Source organism: Methylomonas stagni, from assembly GCF_050154735.1.
Taxonomy (GTDB): Bacteria; Pseudomonadota; Gammaproteobacteria; order Methylococcales; family Methylomonadaceae; genus Methylomonas; species Methylomonas koyamae_A.
In genome coordinates this window covers 4,460,231-4,479,223 of the sequence record NZ_CP189557.1, presented here as the reverse complement: position 1 = coordinate 4,479,223, position 18,993 = coordinate 4,460,231, and the positions used below count along the sequence as shown (strand labels likewise).

The 18,993-nt window shown below is 54.9% G+C and carries 5 protein-coding genes; all 5 read right to left on the bottom strand.

The window, feature by feature from the left end; all coding sequences use genetic code 11:
- Nucleotides 1-17: 17 nt before the first annotated feature.
- Nucleotides 18-4,430 (bottom strand): amino acid adenylation domain-containing protein, encoded by a 4,413-nt coding sequence (locus ACP4CD_RS20575; RefSeq protein ID WP_426992384.1) that lies wholly within the window; start codon nucleotides 4,428-4,430, stop codon nucleotides 18-20.
- Nucleotides 4,349-7,693, bottom strand: coding sequence for a non-ribosomal peptide synthetase (locus ACP4CD_RS20570; protein ID WP_426992382.1), 3,345 nt, complete (start codon nucleotides 7,691-7,693; stop codon nucleotides 4,349-4,351). Before ACP4CD_RS20570 ends, ACP4CD_RS20575 begins: the two co-directional genes overlap by 82 nt.
- Before the next feature lie 79 nt (nucleotides 7,694-7,772).
- Entirely contained in the window at nucleotides 7,773-8,582 is an 810-nt protein-coding gene (locus ACP4CD_RS20565) for a hypothetical protein (protein ID WP_426992380.1), read from the bottom strand.
- Between the two features lie 90 nt (nucleotides 8,583-8,672).
- Nucleotides 8,673-13,337 (bottom strand): amino acid adenylation domain-containing protein, encoded by a 4,665-nt coding sequence (locus ACP4CD_RS20560; protein WP_426992378.1) that lies wholly within the window; start codon nucleotides 13,335-13,337, stop codon nucleotides 8,673-8,675.
- Complete coding sequence (locus ACP4CD_RS20555) at nucleotides 13,334-18,985, bottom strand: beta-ketoacyl synthase N-terminal-like domain-containing protein (protein WP_426992377.1); 5,652 nt, start codon at nucleotides 18,983-18,985, stop codon at nucleotides 13,334-13,336. Before ACP4CD_RS20555 ends, ACP4CD_RS20560 begins: the two co-directional genes overlap by 4 nt.
- Between the last annotated feature and the right edge of the window lie 8 nt (nucleotides 18,986-18,993).

Here is an 18,993-nt window from a genome sequence, read left to right as displayed (position 1 = left end):
TTTGTTGTTTCATCCGTTCAGACGACCTTTTGCTGGCTGCGGTCCCGCTTAACCAGTTTTGGCCCCGCCTGACCGGCCTTTTCGATTGTCGACAATCTTTCGGCCAACAAGGCAATGGTCGGTGCTTCGAAAATTAGCCTTAACGGCACTTCGATCTGCAATTGCTTGCGGATTAACGCGACGATCCGCGTCGCTTTTAACGAATGTCCACCCAAATTGAAAAAATCGTCGCAAACACCAATAGCTTCGTTATTCAAAACCTGTTGCCAGATCGCCAACAGTTCTCGCTCCGTTTCATTGCGCGGGGCGACTTTCAGCGCCGATGTCAATGCGAAGGGATCGGGCAATAGAGCGTAGTCGACCTTACCGTTTTTATTTAACGGAAATTCGCCGACCTCCATCCAGACGTCCGGCAGCAAATAGCGCGGCAAGCGCTCAGCCGTTGCCGCCACCAAGCCGTCGCGATCGAACGTGCAACCGGACTTGACAATGACATACGCCACCAAGGTGTTATCGCCGCCGGGATCTTTAACGGCCTGCACCAGCACATCCCGCACCGAATCCTGCGCCTTAATCGCCGCCTCTACTTCTTGCGCCTCGATGCGGTAACCCCTGATCTTGAATTGCCTATCGGCACGACCGAGAAACTCCAAACTGCCGTCCATTCTCATGGAAACCAAATCACCGGTCGCATACAGCCTGCTGCCGGGCCGCTTGGCATAAGGATGGGGAATAAATGCCGCAGCCGTGAGTGCCGGCTTGCGGTAATAGCCGTAAGCAACTCCCTCCCCCGCGACATACAAGCGGCCCAGCGCACCAATGGGTTGCAAGCGCAGTTCGCTATCCAATACCCAAGCCTCCGAATGGGCAATGGCCTTGCCGATGGGCACGCTAGCTGCCAACGCCGACGCTCGAGTTATCCGCTGACAACAACTAAAAGTGGTGTTTTCGGTAGGCCCGTAACCGTTAACAAAGGTCGCGGCAGGAAAGCGCTGCAATAGGCGGCGCACGTGTTCCGCCGACACCACGTCGCCGCCGGCCAGCAATTGCCGGACGCTGGCCAGGTTCTCGAGCTGTTCGTCGACCATCTGCTGGAACAGGCCGGCCGTCAACCAGAGGATCGTAATGCCTTGCTGCTCGATATAAACACCCAGCTGTTGCAAGCTGGGTTGGTCTTGTTCCACTACCGATAATTCCGCGCCATTCAATAACGGCGCCCAAATTTCGAAAGTCGAAGCGTCGAACGACAACGGCGCAAACTGCAAGAATTTGTCTTTTTCCGAAATTGTCACGTAATCGCTATCGACAACCAAACGAATCACGCTACGCTGACTGACAAAAACCCCTTTCGGTTTGCCGGTGGAACCGGAAGTATAGGAGACATAAGCGACAGCCGCCGACGGAATCACTCGCCGAGGAGGCGTTTCGCCGAGGTCTTGATTTATTGGCTCATAGGGATCGAAGCCCCGCACGCCGTTGAGTTCGAATCCGCCGCGCTGAATCGATAGACGCACGCCGGCATCCCGGCAGATTGCCTCGGCCCGTTGCGTGGGAAGATCCAACTCCAATCCAAGATAAGCGGCGCCAGCCTTAATAATGCCGAGCACGGCAATAATCCGCATGCAGGACCTCGGCAACGCCACCGCGACGATGTCGCCCGGCTTGACACCAGCCATCGTTAAACGTTTGGCGATATGAATGGCCTCGGCGTTCAGCTCGGCGTAACTGTAACGGGCATCCAGGCCGCGCAAGGCAATTTTTTCCCGATAACGCGCGGCAGTTTGCTCGAATAAACCGGCCAAATCCGGCGTCGGCAGCGGCGGTTCAATCCCGGCACTGATCTGCGTCAGCCAAGTCTGCTCGGCGACCGTCAGCATTTCCAAGTCGGCTATACGTTGCTCGGCGGATTCGGCCAAACCGTTTAACAAGCCTATGAAATGCCGCATCACTTGTTGCAAATAGCTTTCCGCATAACGGGCTTTGTTGTACAGACAAGTCAACCGCCATGGCCGACCGGGGCTGATGACGACGGTCAAATCGTAGTGGGTCTGTTCCCTGGTTTGCACATCGGTGACCGTTAATTCGGCCTGACTATCGCCTTCCTCGGCTTGTAGATGATAGTTTTCGAACACCAACAAGTGGTCGGGCGCACCTTGTTTAGGCTGACTCTCCGCCATGGTTAAAAATTGGTAAGCCTGGCTGCTGCTATTGTGTTGGTGCAAACGGTTTAACAACACAAAAACCGGTTCCGCTTCGTCAAAGCTAACCCGCACCGGCACCGCATTAATCAACAAGCCCACCATCTGCTCGATGTTGGCGATGGCGCTCGGCCGGCCCGAAACCACGGTGCCGAAAACCACGTCCCGCCTGTCGTTATAGCGCCCCAACAGGATACCCCAAGCGGCTTGCATCAAGGCATTGACAGTAACCTTATAGCGTTTGGCGGTCTGCTGCAGCCGCTCCGGCAAATCGGCCGGCAGCGTTTGCTTGAATTCGGCTTGGCCTTGCTGTTGGGTGGGATGAGACGGCAATGCGGCCACTTCGTCGTAGCCTTCCAGATAATCAGCCCAGAATCGGCCGGCGGCCTGTGTATCCTGCTCCTGCAACCAGCGCAAATATTGGCTGAAGGGCGGCGACGCCGGCAGCTGCGGCTCGGCATGACTTAGAATGCCCAAATAAAGCCGGGTCATTTCGTTCATCAAGATTCCGACACTCCAGCCATCCAATAAAATATGATGAAAACTCCAAACCAAATACCAGCGCTGGTCGGGTAAGCGAATCAGCTTAACCCTCACCGGCGGTCGTTCGGCTAAGTTAAACGGCTGCTCCAAATCCTGTCGTAAATAATCCGCCAAGCTCCGCAACGCCTTTCCGTCCTCGCGCCAATCTTCCACTCCAAAATTCGAGTCGGCGTGCTTCAGCACGATTTGCAAGGGTTTACGCGCTTGGTCGTCGACGAATATCGTGCGTAATATGCCGTGCCGCGCAACCAGCTGATCCCAAGCCTTGCGATAGCCGTCGCAGTCCAAGGCCCCTTGCAAACTAAAGCTGATCTGCTCGTGGTAAGCGCTGGAAGCGGGTTCCCGTACGGCGTGATAGAGCATGCCTTCCTGCATCGGCGTCAACGGACAAACATCGCTGACGTTTTGCCGGTAAGCGATCAAAAGTTCATCCAATTCATCGAGGCTCAAATTGCCGTGGCAAAGATCGGACGGCGTCGGCACGGCTGATGTTTGCCGCAGGCAATGGTCTATGACCGCCTTCAAGTTCTCTTCATATAAACGGCTCAAGCGCTGCATGGCATCTTCGGCAAACAAATGCCGGTCATAGCGCCATTCGATACACAAGCGATCTTCCAACACCATCGCACTGAATTCCAAGGCGGCGGGCCTCATTCCCTGCCCCGCGACCGCCGCGCCGACGTCGTTGCTCAAGGCGCGATACAGGCCGGCGTCGTCGTTGCGCTCGAAACGCCCCAAATAATTGAACACCAAGTCCGCGGCAAACCCCAAATCGGCAGCCGACCTTAATTCGGCCGGCGTCAAATAGCGCAACACGCCGTAACCGATGCCTTTATTGGGCACGTGTCGCAGATGTTCTTTCAGCCAGCGAATTTGATAACTTAAATCCCGATTCGGCTGCTTTTCCAATACCACGGGATAAAGGGAGGTAAACCAACCGACGGTCCGACTAACATCCAATTCCGGCAATACTGGTTCGCGGCCGTGACCTTCCAGCAATAACACCGTTCGGGTCAAACCGCTCCAGGCTTCCAAGGCCGATAACCAGGCCGCCAATAACAGGTCTTCGACCCGCGTGTTATAGGCAGCATGGGCTTGCTGCAATAATTGCCGCGTCCGGTCGGCGCTTAATTGAGACTGATGGCTCAGCGCATCCTGGTAGCAACAAGCTTTTCCGGACCAGGACGCGGCGCTTTTACTAGCCGATTGCGCACGCCAATAGGCCAATTCGTCCAGCAAGGCCGGCTGCCGGCTATAGCGCGACAAGCCTTCCGCCCAGTCGGCATAACTATCGGTTTGCCGAGGCAGTTCATGCACTTCGCCGCGGCTCAAGGCATCGTATAAGGCGCTGAAATCTTCCAATAAAATGCGCCACGACACACCGTCGATCAGCAAATGATGCACGACTATCAATAAGCGGTCGGCGGCCGGGCATTGGTACACAACCAAGCGGATTAACGGCGCTTGATCCAACTCGAAACTTTGTTGCACTGTAGCGGCATGCGCGACCATGGCCGCTTCGACGTCCGCCGCCGACAACAGCGAAACCGCTTGCACCGCGATGCGGCAGCGATCCTCCGCTAGAATCTCGGCTGCCATGCCTTGCTCTACCGAATGAAAACAACTGCGCAAGGCCTCGTGGTGTTGCAATAACTGCTGCCAAGCGCGCTCCAGATAGGGATTTGCCAACTTCCGCTACACGCTTCCAGCAAGGCTGTGTGATTAAAATGATGGGCTTGACTGCCCTGTTGCTCGAAAAACCATCGTTGTATCGGCGTCAATGGCAAACGACCGCTGAGCTGGCGCGTTTTGTTTTCGACGGACAGCACTTTTAACTGCGGCGCTAAAGCCTGGATGGTCGGGTAGCGGAACAAATCCTGAACGTCGATTCGATAACCCTGCTTACGCAAGTGAGACACCACCCGAATCGCCTGAATCGAATCCCCGCCCAAGGCGAAAAAATCGTCTTGCACGCCGACATGCTCTTGTTGCAACAGTTTTTGCCAAACTTGAACCAATAAATCTTCTTCCGCCGTTTCGGCCGCCGAATAAGGCTGGTCCGCCGCCGTTTCGGGTGCCGGCAAAGCCTGCCGGTTTACCTTGCCGTTGACCGTCAACGGAAACTGCGACATATACACAAAGCAGCCAGGTACCATGTAAATCGGCAACTGTTTGGCGACCAGCTCCCTTAATTCGGCGGTTTTTAACGCCTCTCCGGTCCGTGTGAGGTAATAAGCAACCAAGGTTTGCTGGCCTTGCTGGTTTTCGATCAGCATGACCACGGCTTGTTCGATAACCGACTCCCGTAGCAAGGCTTGCTCGATCTCGCCCAATTCGATCCGGAAACCGTGGAATTGGACTTGTTGGTCCAGACGTCCCAAATACTCCAGCTCGCCATCGTCCAAATAACGGCCGCTATCTCCGGTACGATAAAACAGCGTATCCAAGCCTAATTGGGGTAAGTGCACAAAACGCTGAGCAGACAGTTCGGCCCGGTTCCAATAACCCAAACACACCCCGGCACCACCGATGTACAACTCGCCGGGCACACCCGGCGCAACCAATTGGCCGTAACGATTCAAAAGATAAACCGATAGATCCGGCAAGGGCTTGCCGATCACGCTGCCGGGTAAACTGATTTGCTCGGGGGCAATTTTTTTAAAGGTGACGTGTACGGTGGTTTCGGTGATGCCGTACATATTGATCAATTGCGGCCGGTCTCCGTAGGCGTCGAACCAGGGTTTCAACTGCTTGAATTCCAGGGTTTCGCCACCGAAAACCACGTAACGCAAGGCCGATAGCTTGGCGGCGTGTTGCCGGTCGACATCGATCAACTGTTTGAACGCGGTCGGCGTCTGGTTCAGCACCGTCACCTTTTCCCGGCCTAACAAGGCATGAAAATCGTCCGGGGAACGGCTGATCCAATACGGCACGATCACTAAACGGCCGCCGTAGGCCAGAGCGCCCCACATTTCCCAAACCGAAAAATCGAAAGCGTATGAATGGAACAAACACCAAACGTCGTCGGCATTGAATTCGAACAGCGTATCGGCCGCCGAAAACAAGCGGGCCATATTGCCATGGCTCACCAACACGCCCTTGGGCTGGCCGGTGGAGCCCGAGGTATAAATCACATACGCAGGACTATCCGGCCTTGCTTGCCAATTCACTGACAAATGGCTTGCCGCGTTCAACTCGGCAAGCGCCACCGTTTCCAAACGTGGTGCCACATCGGCCAACTGTGCGGCTTTGTCCTTCGTCGTCAACAGCAATTTGATCCCGGAATCCCCGGCGATAAAACGCATCCTTTGTTCCGGCAACAGCGGGTCTAGCGGCACGTAAACCATACCGGCTTTCAATACCGCCAACACGGCAACTACCAACTCCAAAGAGCGATCAAAGCACAAGCCGACGAAGTCTTCGGTCGCTAAACCCGAATCGTACAAACGCCGGCAAAGATCGTTGGCGTATGCATCCAGCTCGGCATAACTCAGCTGTTGCGCTTCGTAGCTCAATGCAATCGCGTCGGGCGCCGTATGAACGGCACGTTCGAAACGTAACAATAAGGCATCGAAGCTAAAGCAGGTTATACCTTGCTCAGTCTGTTGAATAATTGCTTGCCGGCCCTGCTCGTCCAACAACGAAATTTCCGCTAATTTCATTGCTGGTGCTTCGATAATTTGCCGCAAAATTTGGCATAAATGCGCCTCGATGTAGCGATGCATATCGGCTTGATACTCCGAGCCGTAGGCCATTTGTACCTTAATGCCGCGCTCGGCGGGCAAAAACTGGATGTCAAACGGATAATGGGTGCGCTCGATCACCTCGTTGGCTTGCACGCTTAATTCGGCATTCTCTTGAGCCGACATCTGCTTAAAGCGTTCGTCGAGCGGAAAATTTTCCAAGGTCACATGGGTGCTGATCAGGCGGTTTTGCAAGGGGTGTTGGCTCTGGATGGTCGAAAGCAGCGAATAATGATATGCCTCCGCTTCTATCGCCCGCGCCTGAATACTCAACAATAAGTCCCTAACGCTGATCGTCGGCGTAAGCAATACCCTGACCGGAATGGTATTGATAAACAAACCGACGATTCGCTCGACATGGTCGATCTCGGCCGGCCGGCCCGACACCGTGGTACCGAAAACCACGTCCTCGCTGCCGTTGTAATGGGCCAGTAATAAGGCCCAAGCCGCGTGCAAGATGGTGTTCAGACTAACTTGAACGGTTTTGGTCAAGCCTTGAATGCCGTTAAAAATAGCCTCGGGTAATAGAAAAGTAGCTCGGATACGATCGGAATTCTGGAATGAAGAAGTCGAAATAAACGGCAATTTCACTTCGTCTTGATAGTCCGCCAGATAATGGCGCCAAAACGCCAAAGACTGTTGCTTATCCTTTCCTTCCAACCATTTCACATACTGTGCGAAGGGAGTCGTAAACGGCAATTCGCTATTTGGATTCGCATAGAGCGCGGTACATTCCGCCAATAGAATCCCTAAAGACCAGCCGTCCAAAATAATATGATGGTGGGTCCAAATGACCTCGGTCAAATCGTCCCGCAACTGCAACAAGGTAAAACGCGTCAGGCAATCTTGCTGTAACCGAAATCCGCGTTTACGGTCTTTAGACTTAATTTGCCGGCGCCGCTGTAACTGCTCCTGCACCTCTAAATGGCGCAAATCGATAGTCTCGAAAACCGGGGATTGTTTTTTCAAAATCACCTGTAACGGACGCTCGGCTCCGGCATGAAAGAACAAGGCCCGCAAAATTTCGTGACGTTCGAATAATTTGTCCCATACTTGGCTGAATCGTCGCGGATCGAAGCGCCCATTTAACAAATAGGCAATCTGCTGAATATAAGAATCGTCCTGATTGGATAAGGCGTGAAATAAAAACCCTTCCTGTAACGGCGTCAACGGGTAAATATTCGCCACATTTTGTTTATCGACAGCCAAGGTACAAATCCTATTTATTATCTAATATTCAAGATGACCGACATTAAAAACCGAAACACATTCCGGATGGTTTATCTCGTCAATGCTTATCGATGAGGCGCAATGCGCTTTCAGTAATCGACTTTTGATCCCAATCCAGAAAATGTTCTTTGAACGCCGTTATTTTTCTTATTACGGTATAACTATTTTGGTGTAACTTATACGGCTCAAAAAAGCTGAGCAACTCAAAATCAGAAAATTGACTCACCTGTTTTAACTTCAGTTGCTTAACAAACATTGCACACTTTGGACAGCCGTTAACCGTATTATGAAAAATCATTAATCCGCCATTCGGATTCACAAGCGGCCAATATTCATCGAAAAACGCTTCATAGTCCAATGCATCATTCCAAGCCAGATCAATAGGCAGACGCGATGGCGCGATAATCGAACTATGATTAATCGCCGACGATTTCGACAAAGTCATAAAGCGCTCCAAACCCAAGGCAGTCAATGCCTCCATTACCTTCGGAGCGGAGCTATATTCCTCGGAGAAATCATCAAAAGCATAAAGCATGGGCTGATACTCAGGTTCATAAAACCTGGGATCGGCACCGGTCGGCTGCGCTAAAAACCAGTCTCTTTGAGATTCGACGGTGTTCGCAACTTGATGAGCCTGTCGAGTTTTAGCGATTAACAAAGGCCGTTCTCGGTCAACGTCCTGCTGATTATCTGAAAGCGCTTTGACAATGAAAGGCGTTGTGTAACCCATGCCAAATTCCACTACAGACCTAGGACGCACGCTGCGAATCAAGCTATAAAGTAATGGCGCTAAATGCTCCGTGCCTGATAAAGGACTATAGAGCGAAGCTGTTCCAGATATAAACCGAGCATCTAACATAGATTTCATCCACTTTTAATTTTAGATGCTTGAGTTCGCTCTTGAAACAAACACTCTATTAAGGCCAAAGGCTAAACAAAATAAAAACGTTAAAGCGGTTTATATTTGCGCCAGAAAATCGTCCAATTGATTGATATCGAATCCATCGTAATCGATATCCGACGGCGTCAAGGATTGCGCCTTGCAAGTGGCGGCATGATCGATAATCGCCAATAAAGCCTGCTCGAACGCCGCCGCAAACTCGCCTATCCCTTCGCCGCGATACACCTGCCGGGGATACGCTATTTCAAACATTAATCGACCTGCCGCATGCCGACCGACAAATTCGATCAAATACGGCGTCCGTGCATTGGGCGACATGATGGCGCCGATGTTTTCATCGGCGTAAGTAAAGCGGCCCCGACTATGCTCACCGAACTGGCCCAGATAGTTAAAACTGATCGCGGGGTCTTGAAACGAATGCCGGTTTGTAGCATCGTCCATATAGCGAACCAAACCGTAACCCAGGCCCTTGTCGGGAATTGCGCGCAGGGCTTCCTTGACGGTTTTGATCAAATACCCCAAATCCCGATTGGCGGGATATTCCAGGCTAACCGGATAACGCGTGGTAAACCAACCTATCGTGCGGCTAAGGTCTACATCGTCCAGAACATCCCGACCGTGGCCTTCCAAAATCAGGCTTAATGCCGAATCCCCCGCCCATTGGTGATAAGCCGACAGCAAGGCTGCCAGCAACAAATCGTTGGCTTCCGTGCCGTAAGCATGATGGACACCGGTCAAAAACCGTTCGCTATAGTCTTGATCGAATTCGATCTTAACGATCTCAAGGTCTTGATATTTAACATCCCGGCCGTCCAAACCAGGCGATAAGGTTTGCCGCCGCCAATAATCGTGTTGATCGGCGATGATCTTCGCGCCCTGTTGCTGCAACTGTTGCATCCAGGCACGCAACGACAAGGTCGGTGGCGGCGCTTGCCAAGTGCTACCTTGTTGGTAGGCTTCATCGAGCTCTTCCATCAATATTCGCCAGGATACCCCGTCGATAATCAAATGGTGCGCCAGTAATAACAAGAACTGCTTGTCCGGCAGCCGGTAATATACGGCTTTCAGTAACGGCCCGACCGTCAAGTCGAACGACTTTTGCAATTCGGCCGCATGCGCGCTTAAGTCCGCCATCGAAGGCAGTTCCAGCTCGAAAAAAGCCAGGCGCTCGCCGTCGGCATAAAACTGTCGCCACTGCCCGTCTTGGTATTGGTAGCGCAGCAAAAACGCATCGTGACCTTGGCAAACCTGCAGCAGCGCCTGACTTAGACGATCGGCATCCAGCGCTTCGGTTTCCAATAAAAAAGCCTGGTTGAAATGATGAAAATCGCAGCCGTGATACCTAAAGAAATGCTGCTGAATCGGCGTCAACGGCAGTTCGCCTTCGGCCTTGTCCAACACTTCCGCAACCGCCTTGAGCGGGCTCAATCTAGGCGCCAATCGGCTTAGCGACGGATAGGCAAACAAATCCCGCACTTCCAGCTTCCAACCTTGCCGCCGCAAGCGGGAAACGATCTGCAAAGCCTTGATCGAGTCGCCGCCGGAGGCGAAGAAATTATCCTCGCGGCCGATGCCGTCCAAGCCTAAAACCGAGCACCAAACTTGCGCCAACAGCGTTTCCCGCTCGGTTTGCGGCGCGCCGCCCAGTTCATCACTCACGCGCTGTGTCTCGGACCATTTCGGTAAAGCTTTCCGGTCGATTTTGCCGGAAGCGTTGATCGGCAAGCGTTCCAACACTACAAAATGAGCAGGAATCATATAATCGGGCAAATGCGTGGCTAAACCGGCGCGCAAATCAGCAAGGCTTAGCTTGTTTTGCACGACCAAGTAGGCCACGATTTCAGCCGTTTCGCCCCGATTGACCACAGTGACGGCTTGCAAAACATCCGGAAGTCTCAGCAATTGAGCATCGATCTCACCCAACTCGATACGGTAACCGCGGATTTTGACTTGTCCGTCCAAGCGGCCCAGAAACTCGATTTCACCGTATCGATTGACCCGCCCTTGATCGCCGGTTCGGTAATAGCGTTGGCCGCCATCCGCCGGCACAAAGCGCTCCGCGGTCAATGCCGCTCGTTGCCAATAAGCCAATGCCAACGCCCTGCCGCCGATCGCGATTTCCCCGGCCAAGCCGTCGGGCTGCCGGTTGCCGTAAATATCGACGATTTCCACCTCGGCATGGTCCAGCGCGCTGCCGATACTGACTGCGGCGGCGGCGTAACGGCGCTGTAGATCGACGCGATGCAGCGTGGCGTCGACGGTACATTCGGTCGGGCCGTAGACGTTGTAGATTTCCAAGCGGCCGCCTTCAGAACCGCTCGCGATTGTTTCAATGAGCGGCGGCGGTAATGCCTCGCCGCCGACGATCAATTGTCTTAACCGCAAATCGCTGCGTTCGGCCAAACCCGCCTCGAGCATGATTTGCAACAAAGTCGGCGTGCAATCGCTTAAATCAATCGCTTGGCTTTGCAAAAATGCCAACAACATCCGCCCGTCCCGCCGGACTTCGTCATCACAAATATGCAAACAATGACCTTGCAGCAGAGCGGCGAAAATCTGTTGCACCGAGGCGTCGAAAATAAACGACGCCATCAGCGCGACATTCATCGCTTCGCCACCATGCCAATAAATTCGATCCGCCAAGGTGCCGACCAAACCCAGCACCGATTGCTGGCTGATCAACACCCCCTTGGGCTGGCCGGTCGAACCAGAGGTATAAATCAAATACGCCGGCGCTTGCGCGGGGATGTTAGGCATTGGTAAAGAACTGGCCGGCTGCTGCAAATCCCGGCAATCGATATGCGCATACGCCGGAAACAGGGATTCCCGGCCCACCACGGCGGCAACCTGAGCGTCCTGCAAGATAAATTCGATACGCGCCCGCGGTAAGGTCGTTTCTAACGGCAAATACGCGCAACCGGCTTTTAAAATGCCGATCAACGCCACCAGATAATCGTTGCCGCGCGGTAAATAAATCGCCACGATAGCGCCGGGCCAAATGCCGGCCGACGCCAAGCGCCAAGCGAGCGCCGCGGCCCGATCCGACAATTGCCGGTAGGTCAAGACCTGCCGCCCGTCGTTCAAAGCCTTGGCCTCGGGAGTCTTCGCCACCTGAGCGTCGAATACCGAAATCAAATTTTCTCGGCCCGGCTCGGCAAGACTAGGTATACGGCCGCCGCGAGGTTCGCACAGCCGCACATCGGCGACCACCACGTCCGGGTTTTCCACGATGCCTTGCAATATTTTGCTGTAATGCAGCACCATGTTTTCGATTGTCGGCGCATCGTACAAATCGGTGCTGTATTCGAACACGCCCTGTATCCGGCCTTGTTCCAAGCCCAACTCCAAGGTTAAATCGAATTTGGCGGCTTCGCTAGGCAAGGGTTCGCGCTGCATGGTCAGCCCTTTGAGCGCGACGTCCGCTATCGGCGCGTTCTGCCAAAGAAACATGATTTGCACCAAGGGATTGGAACCGAAGTCCCGTTCCGGTTTCAGTGCCTCGACCAAACGCTCGAACGGCACATACTGCAAATCAAACGCCTTAAGACAAAACTCCTTAACCTGCGCCAACAGCTCGGCGACCCTGGAATTGCCGTCGATACGGGCGCGCAACGGCAGAGTATTGACGAAAAAGCCGACGATAGGCTCCAAACCCGGCTCGTTGCGGTTGGCGGCCTGAGTGCCGACCAATACATCGTGCCTGCCGCTATAGCGCTGCAGCAAAATGAAATAGGCCGTTAACAGCAATACGAAAAGACTAACGCCTTGACTTTCGGCCAAGCGCTCCAGCTGTCCGCTCAACGTCGGATCAAGCCGCAACGGACAAGTCGAACCGCGATAACTACGCGATTCCGGTCGTTTTTTACCGGTATTCAAATCCAGGCGGTATTCGCTACCCGCCAACAGCTCGCACCAACGCTGAACACCCTGCTCGATTAAGGCACGCTGCCTTGGCCTTTGCTGCCATACCGCATAATCCCGGTAACGAACGGCAATGTCCTCACTATGGGATTCTCTGCCGTCCCTATCCCGCTGATAAGCCAAACCCAATTCTCGGCTCAAAATCCCCATCGACCAACCGTCACCGATGATATGGTGCATCGCCATTAACAACACCCATTCTTGATTGCCGTAACGGATCAGTCTCACCCTGGATAAAGGCGCCTGTGTCAAATCGAAACGAGTTGCGGCCATCCGGCCTTTGGCTTGCTCCAATAAGTCTTGTTTTTCGCTGTCGGGGTCAGCGGAGATATCCTCCACCACCATCTCTAAATCGAAGCCCTCGGCGATCACTTGCCGCGCGAGTCCGTCGTCGTTTTCCCTGAAGGAGGTACGCAAGCTTTCGTGACGGCGAATCAAGTACTCGAAACTACGGCGCAACCTCGGAACGTCCAAGTCGCCCAGCAAGCGGCTGGCCATCAGGATGTTGTAGGTAGGCGTGGCGCCTTCCAACTTAAACAAAAACCATAGCCGCTGCTGAGCCATGGACAAAGGTACCTCGTCGGTATCGGCGAAGCGGCTCAACGGTTCGCTCAACGCACCTCGGCTTGCTTCGGCTTGTCTGAGCAAGGCCGTCAATTCGGCCTTATTGGTTTTCAACAGCGCCAGGGTATCCGGCGTCATAGCGCCCTTGGGCGCCTTAAAGCGCAGCTCGCCTTGCTCTAAATAAAGCCGGATACCTCGTTGGTTTAACGGTTCGAGCAAATCGGCGACCGAACTCAAATGACACCGCCTTCATATTGGGTTTCGTCGTCTTCGTTAGCATCCGCATCGACAGCCGACAGGCGTAGCACCGATTGCAGGGTCTGGATCCGGTCGGCCAAACGGGCGATGGTGCTGTATTCGAAGACTAACTTCACTTCCAGATTCATATCCAGCGCCTCTTTCAGCCGCGATACGACCCGAATCGCAATCAAAGAATCCCCGCCCAACGCGGCGAACTCGTCGTGTATGCCCGGCTGGGCGACGCCGAGCACATCGGACCAAACCCCGGCGATCAATTGCTGGATTTCGTTTTCCGGCGCGACATAGCGCTGGGCCAAATGCGGCCGCTGGTGGCCGCTTGGCCGAGACTCGGCGGCGGATTCCACTGTCGACGGACTCAGTTCCCGGCCGCGCCCGGTTCGAATCAACAACTGGCGGTAGCCCGATGCCAGCGCTCTACGCAGGGCTTCGCAACCTTCGACATCGCTAATGCCGCCTTGCAAAACAGCACCCGAGCTATCGGCGACCCGCCGCTCGAAAGCGACCGCCTGACCGATGCTTTGCCAACGGTCCCAATCCAACGCGTAAACCCTACCCAAGTCGCGGTGACGGCAATAATGGGCAAAGGCATCCAAATAGCTGTTCGCCGCCGTATAGGCAATATTTCCCTGGCCGCCGGTGATGGCATTCAACGACGAAAACAAGGCGACAAAATCCAGTTGTTTGAAATCCAGGCATTGTTGCAACACCTGGGTTCCGACGACTTTGGGTTGCAACTCGGCCAAGGAGCGGGACTGGTCTTGCAGATCGATTAAGCCCCGACTATCGCTGGCGGCGGTATGGAACACCCCATCCAATCCACCGTAGGCCAAGCGGGCTTGCTCGACCGCAGCTTGCATGGCTTGCCGATCGCAAACGTCGGCCGTGCAAACCATCACTTCGGCGCCGAGTCTTTGCATATCCAACAAGGAGGCCACGGTTTCGGCCTGCGGCCTGGCGCGGGTATGGCCGTCTCCAGTTGCAAGCCGCTTTTGGCCCGGCGCCCGACCGACGACCAGGCAACAATCGGTTTTCGCCCGCGCCTCGGCTTCGCGCGGGAACACCGCCACATCAGCGAACAAACCGCTACCTTGCAACACTTCTTGCCAAGCATCCGGACTCAACAATGGCGTCGTGCCGGACCGCAGTTCGGTATCGTTAAAATACCACCAACCTTCGGCCAGCCCCCAAACCATCTCGTACCAACGCGGAATCGGCGGGGTTTCCACCAAGCACAACGCCCCGCCCGGTTTCAATAAGCGGCTGAGCTGAGTCACCGCTTTAGCGACATCCGGCGTCGCATGCACGACGTCCAAGCCGTAAATCAAATCGAAACTTTGAAACTCGAAACCTTGGGCAACGGGATCCCGAAAAATATCGAATACCGCAAAGCGCATGAAATCGAAACCTTGCTGTTGCGCTTGTTGCTGCACTTTCAGCACAAACGACTTGCCGATGTCGGTGAAATAATATTCGACCTTCTTGCCCAACAAGCCGGGCGCGATCTGGCCAGTAAGCACGCCGCTGCCGCCGCCGACTTCGAGTATCCTGACGACGCCATCGGAACTATCGAGGGTGCGATGAACGAAATGTTTTAATAACTGGTAATAAACCCGGTGATTGGAGTGTTCTATGGTTTTTTTACCGGTTTCCGAAATCAAGCTGCGGTCGCCGTCGGGATACAACACGCCGATCGCGGCTATTTTGCCGGACAAGGCCTCGGCAAAATGGGCCACGCAATGCGCCACCATTTCGTATAAGGGCTTAAAGCCCGGATAATCGCTATCGATCCGGCATTCGAGCTGCCGAATTTCGATCGACCAATCGCTAGGTTCATCTAAGTTGAAACGAAAACGCTCGCCTTGCCAAACGATCAAATCGTCTCGTTGCAAAATCTCCAATAGCAGGCCTAAAAATTTGTCGAATTTGGCCAGGAGTTGCAGTTGAGCACCGATTTCGCTCACGGTCCACCACGTGCCACCGTAAGGCGAGATGCCGGACTGCGCGAAAAAATTCAACAAATGCAGGCTGCATAATCGTTCCAGGCTTGATTGCAAGCCCGGAAAATCGTCCAAGCCGGGAATCCGCAGCTCGGCTATCAGCCTACGCTCGGTCTGCGCCAAATCCGCGACCAAGGCATTAAAATCCTCGCTATCGTCTAGTTCGACGGCGGACGGCCATAGGCTAGGCTCCGGAAACGTTTGCCGGCTGGTCAACAGCAATCTGGCTTGATAATGACGCGCCAAAAAGCCTGCCAGCAATAGACCGATGCCGCCCAAGCCGCCGGTAATCAAGTAACGGCCGCCGCGTTTCAAAGCATCCCGGTCCGGTTCCGGCAAATCCAGGCTTTCGAGTACCGGCTGCCAGTAATAACCGTTCCGCCACGCCACCACCGAAAGCTTGGGATGCAAGGCCAACATGTCCGGTCTCACGGACAGACTAGCGTCGAGATCGACCAAACGGCACTGTATGTGCGGATATTCCTGCGGCACGACTTTAACTGGGCCCAGCAATAAAGCCTGTAACGGCGACAGGGCGGTTTCCGCGCCGCTCACTTCGAACAAGTCGCGGGTGACGACGCTGATGCGGCACGGCGTACCCGGCGACAAGCGCTGCCATGCTTTGCAAAAATGCAACAAGCCCAGATAAGGCTCGGCGTAAGATGCTTGGCTCTGGTGCCAGGCATACACCACTTCCAGCACCTGGCCCGCCAAGCCCAAGTCGCCGATTAAACGCTCGAAATCGTCTTCCCGGGCCGGATTTAAAGTACAAACTCCATCGCTGACAGTTCGGTAATTCGCCGCCATGGTTATTTGGCGCCAAGGTTGCGAAGCCGCTTCCAAATCTAGTCCTTCGGCGCCGACAAACGCCAAATAGCCGTCCGCCGCCAGCCGGTCGGTTGTCGGCGGCAACAAGCAGCGCTGCCAATTAACCGTAGAGAACCAATGGCTCAAATCCGCGCTCTCGTCCCGGCAAGGCGCTTGGCTATCGGCTGTTCTCGCCTCGACCCAGTAACGCTGGCGCTGAAAAGGATACGTCGGTAGGGCCAAGCGTTGCCGCTGCTGATCTCGATAAAAACGCTGCCAATCGACCGCGATGCCGGCGCGCCAAAGCTCGGCAACACAGGCCTGTAAATCGGAACCCGCATCGGCCAAGGTGCCCAAGGCCGCTTGTCCACCTTGCAACAGCGGCTTGGCCAAGACCTGCAAGGTATGTCCGGCACCGACTTCCAATAACAGCAATTGCCCGAATTCGGCACACAGCGTCTGCAAGCCGTCGGAGAAACGCACCGGTTTCAGCATGTGTTGTTGCCAATACGCAGCCGACGAATCGGTCGCATCGTACCAGTCACCGCTCAAGTTGGAGACAAAGGGAATCGCATTGGGCCGCAGGTTCAGCGTTTGGAACGACTCGGCAAACTGGTCAGCCGCCGTCCGCATCAACGGCGAATGGAAAGCATGGGACACCGCCAAGGGATGATAGGCAATGCCTTGCTCTTTCAGGGTTGGCAATAAGCGATCGATGGCCGTTTGACAGCCGCTTAACACGCATTGGTTTTCGGCATTCACCGCCGCCAACACCAAGTCGTCAGTCAACCAGGGCCGGCATTGCGCTTCCGTCGCCCTGACCGCCAGCATACCGCCGGACGGCGCTTCCGCCATCAAGCGAGCGCGTTCCGCCACCAGCGTTAAAGCCTGTTCCAGGCTAAATACCCCAGCGAGACAGGCCGCGACGTATTCGCCCAAACTGTGGCCTATCATCGACGCAGGTGCTATGCCCCAGGCAATCAATTGCTTGGCCAAGGCGTATTCGAAAACAAATAACGCCGGCTGAGTATGTTCGGTTTGCCGTAGCCGCCACTCCGCCTGTTGCTCCTGCCCAGGCTCTGGAAACATCAAAGCCCTTAAATCCAAATCCAACAGCGCTTGTAAATAGTCGCAGCAAACGTCCACTTCCTGCTTAAACACCGCTTCGCTCTGGTAAAGCGCCAGTCCCATGCCGGCTTTTTGCGTGCCCTGGCCGGGAAACATAAACACCAGCGCCGGTTTGACGGTCGCATCATAGCCTTCCTCCTCACGGCTCAAGGCTTGCGCCGCTTGCTGCAGGTTTTCCGCCAACACGAACCGCCTTAGCGGCAGTTCCCGGCGACCGACCGCTAGACTATAAGCCACATCGGCCAACGACAATTCTTCCCGCTGGGTTAAATGCTCTGCCAGTGACGCCGCCAGCCGCGCCAAGGCTTCCGGCGATTTGGCCGATAAGGGCAAGATTTGCCGCGCTCTGCCGGCGTCGGCGGAATGCAGGATTTCGGGGGCTTCTTCCAGCACCACGTGAGCGTTGGTGCCGCCGATACCGAAAGAACTGACGCCGGCGCGCCGCGGGCACTCGGTCCGCGGCCAATCCTGCAACTGTCGGTTGACGTAGAAAGGACTTTGCTGGAAATCGATGTTCGGATTGGCTTGATTGAAATGCAGCGACGCCGGGATTTGCTTGTGCCGCAACATCAATGCCGCCTTGATCAAACCGGCAATGCCGGCCGCGGTATCCATATGGCCGAGATTGGATTTGATCGAACCCAACGCGCAATATTGCTTTTGCTTCGCCCTGGCAAAAGCCTGTTTCAGCGCGGCCACCTCGATCGGATCACCCAGCGGCGTCGCCGTGCCGTGGGCTTCGACATAACCGATGCTATCGGCCGATACGCCCGCCACGGCCAGGGCTTCCGCAATAACCGCCGCTTGGCCGTTGACGCTGGGCGCGGTAAATCCCAGTTTATCGGCACCGTCGTTATTGACCGCCGAGCCTTTGATGACCGCATAAATCGTATCACTATCCCGTAGGGCATCCTCCAGGCGTTTGAGCAACACCAGCCCGGCGCCGCTGGCAGGCACCGTGCCGCCCGCCTGGGCGTCGAAGGCCCGGCAATGGCCGTCCGCCGAAGGAATTCCGCCTTCTTGGTAGAAATAACCCGCCCGTTGCGGCACCAATAACGTCGCCCCGCCCGCGATGGCCGCGTCGCATTGATAATCCCACAGGCTTTGGCAGGCGTAATGCACGGCAACCAGAGAGGTCGAGCAGGCCGTATTGACCGCGACCGCCGGGCCTTTCAAATTCAATTTATACGCCAAGCGGGTGGCGGCAAAGTCTTTATCGCTGCCGATCAGCATTTGGTAAAAATCGGTCGATTCTTTCAGCCGGTAATCGCTCAACAAATGGCTGAGCAAATAGATATTCATGCCCACGCCGACATAAGCGGCCATATCGCCTTCGAAGCGGTCAGGATCCAATGCCGCCCTTTCCAATAGCTGCCAAGCGCATTCGAGCAAGACCCGTTGCTGAGGGTCCATCAACTCGGCTTCGCGCGGCGTGTAACCGAACAAATGCGCATCGAAATTTTCGATGCCTTCGATCATGCCCTTGGCTTTGACATAAGCCGGCTGCGCCAACTGCGACGGCGAAACGCCGGCGGCAAGCAGTTCCTCGTCGGAAAAAAACCGTATGCCCTCTTCGCCCTGAATCAACAAGCGCCATAAGTCCTCGATACCGTCCGCTTTCGGAAAGCGGCACGCCATGCTGACGATCGCGATCGGCTCCAATTCGTTTTCCGCTGACTGTTGTTCGTTCATGGTTGCGC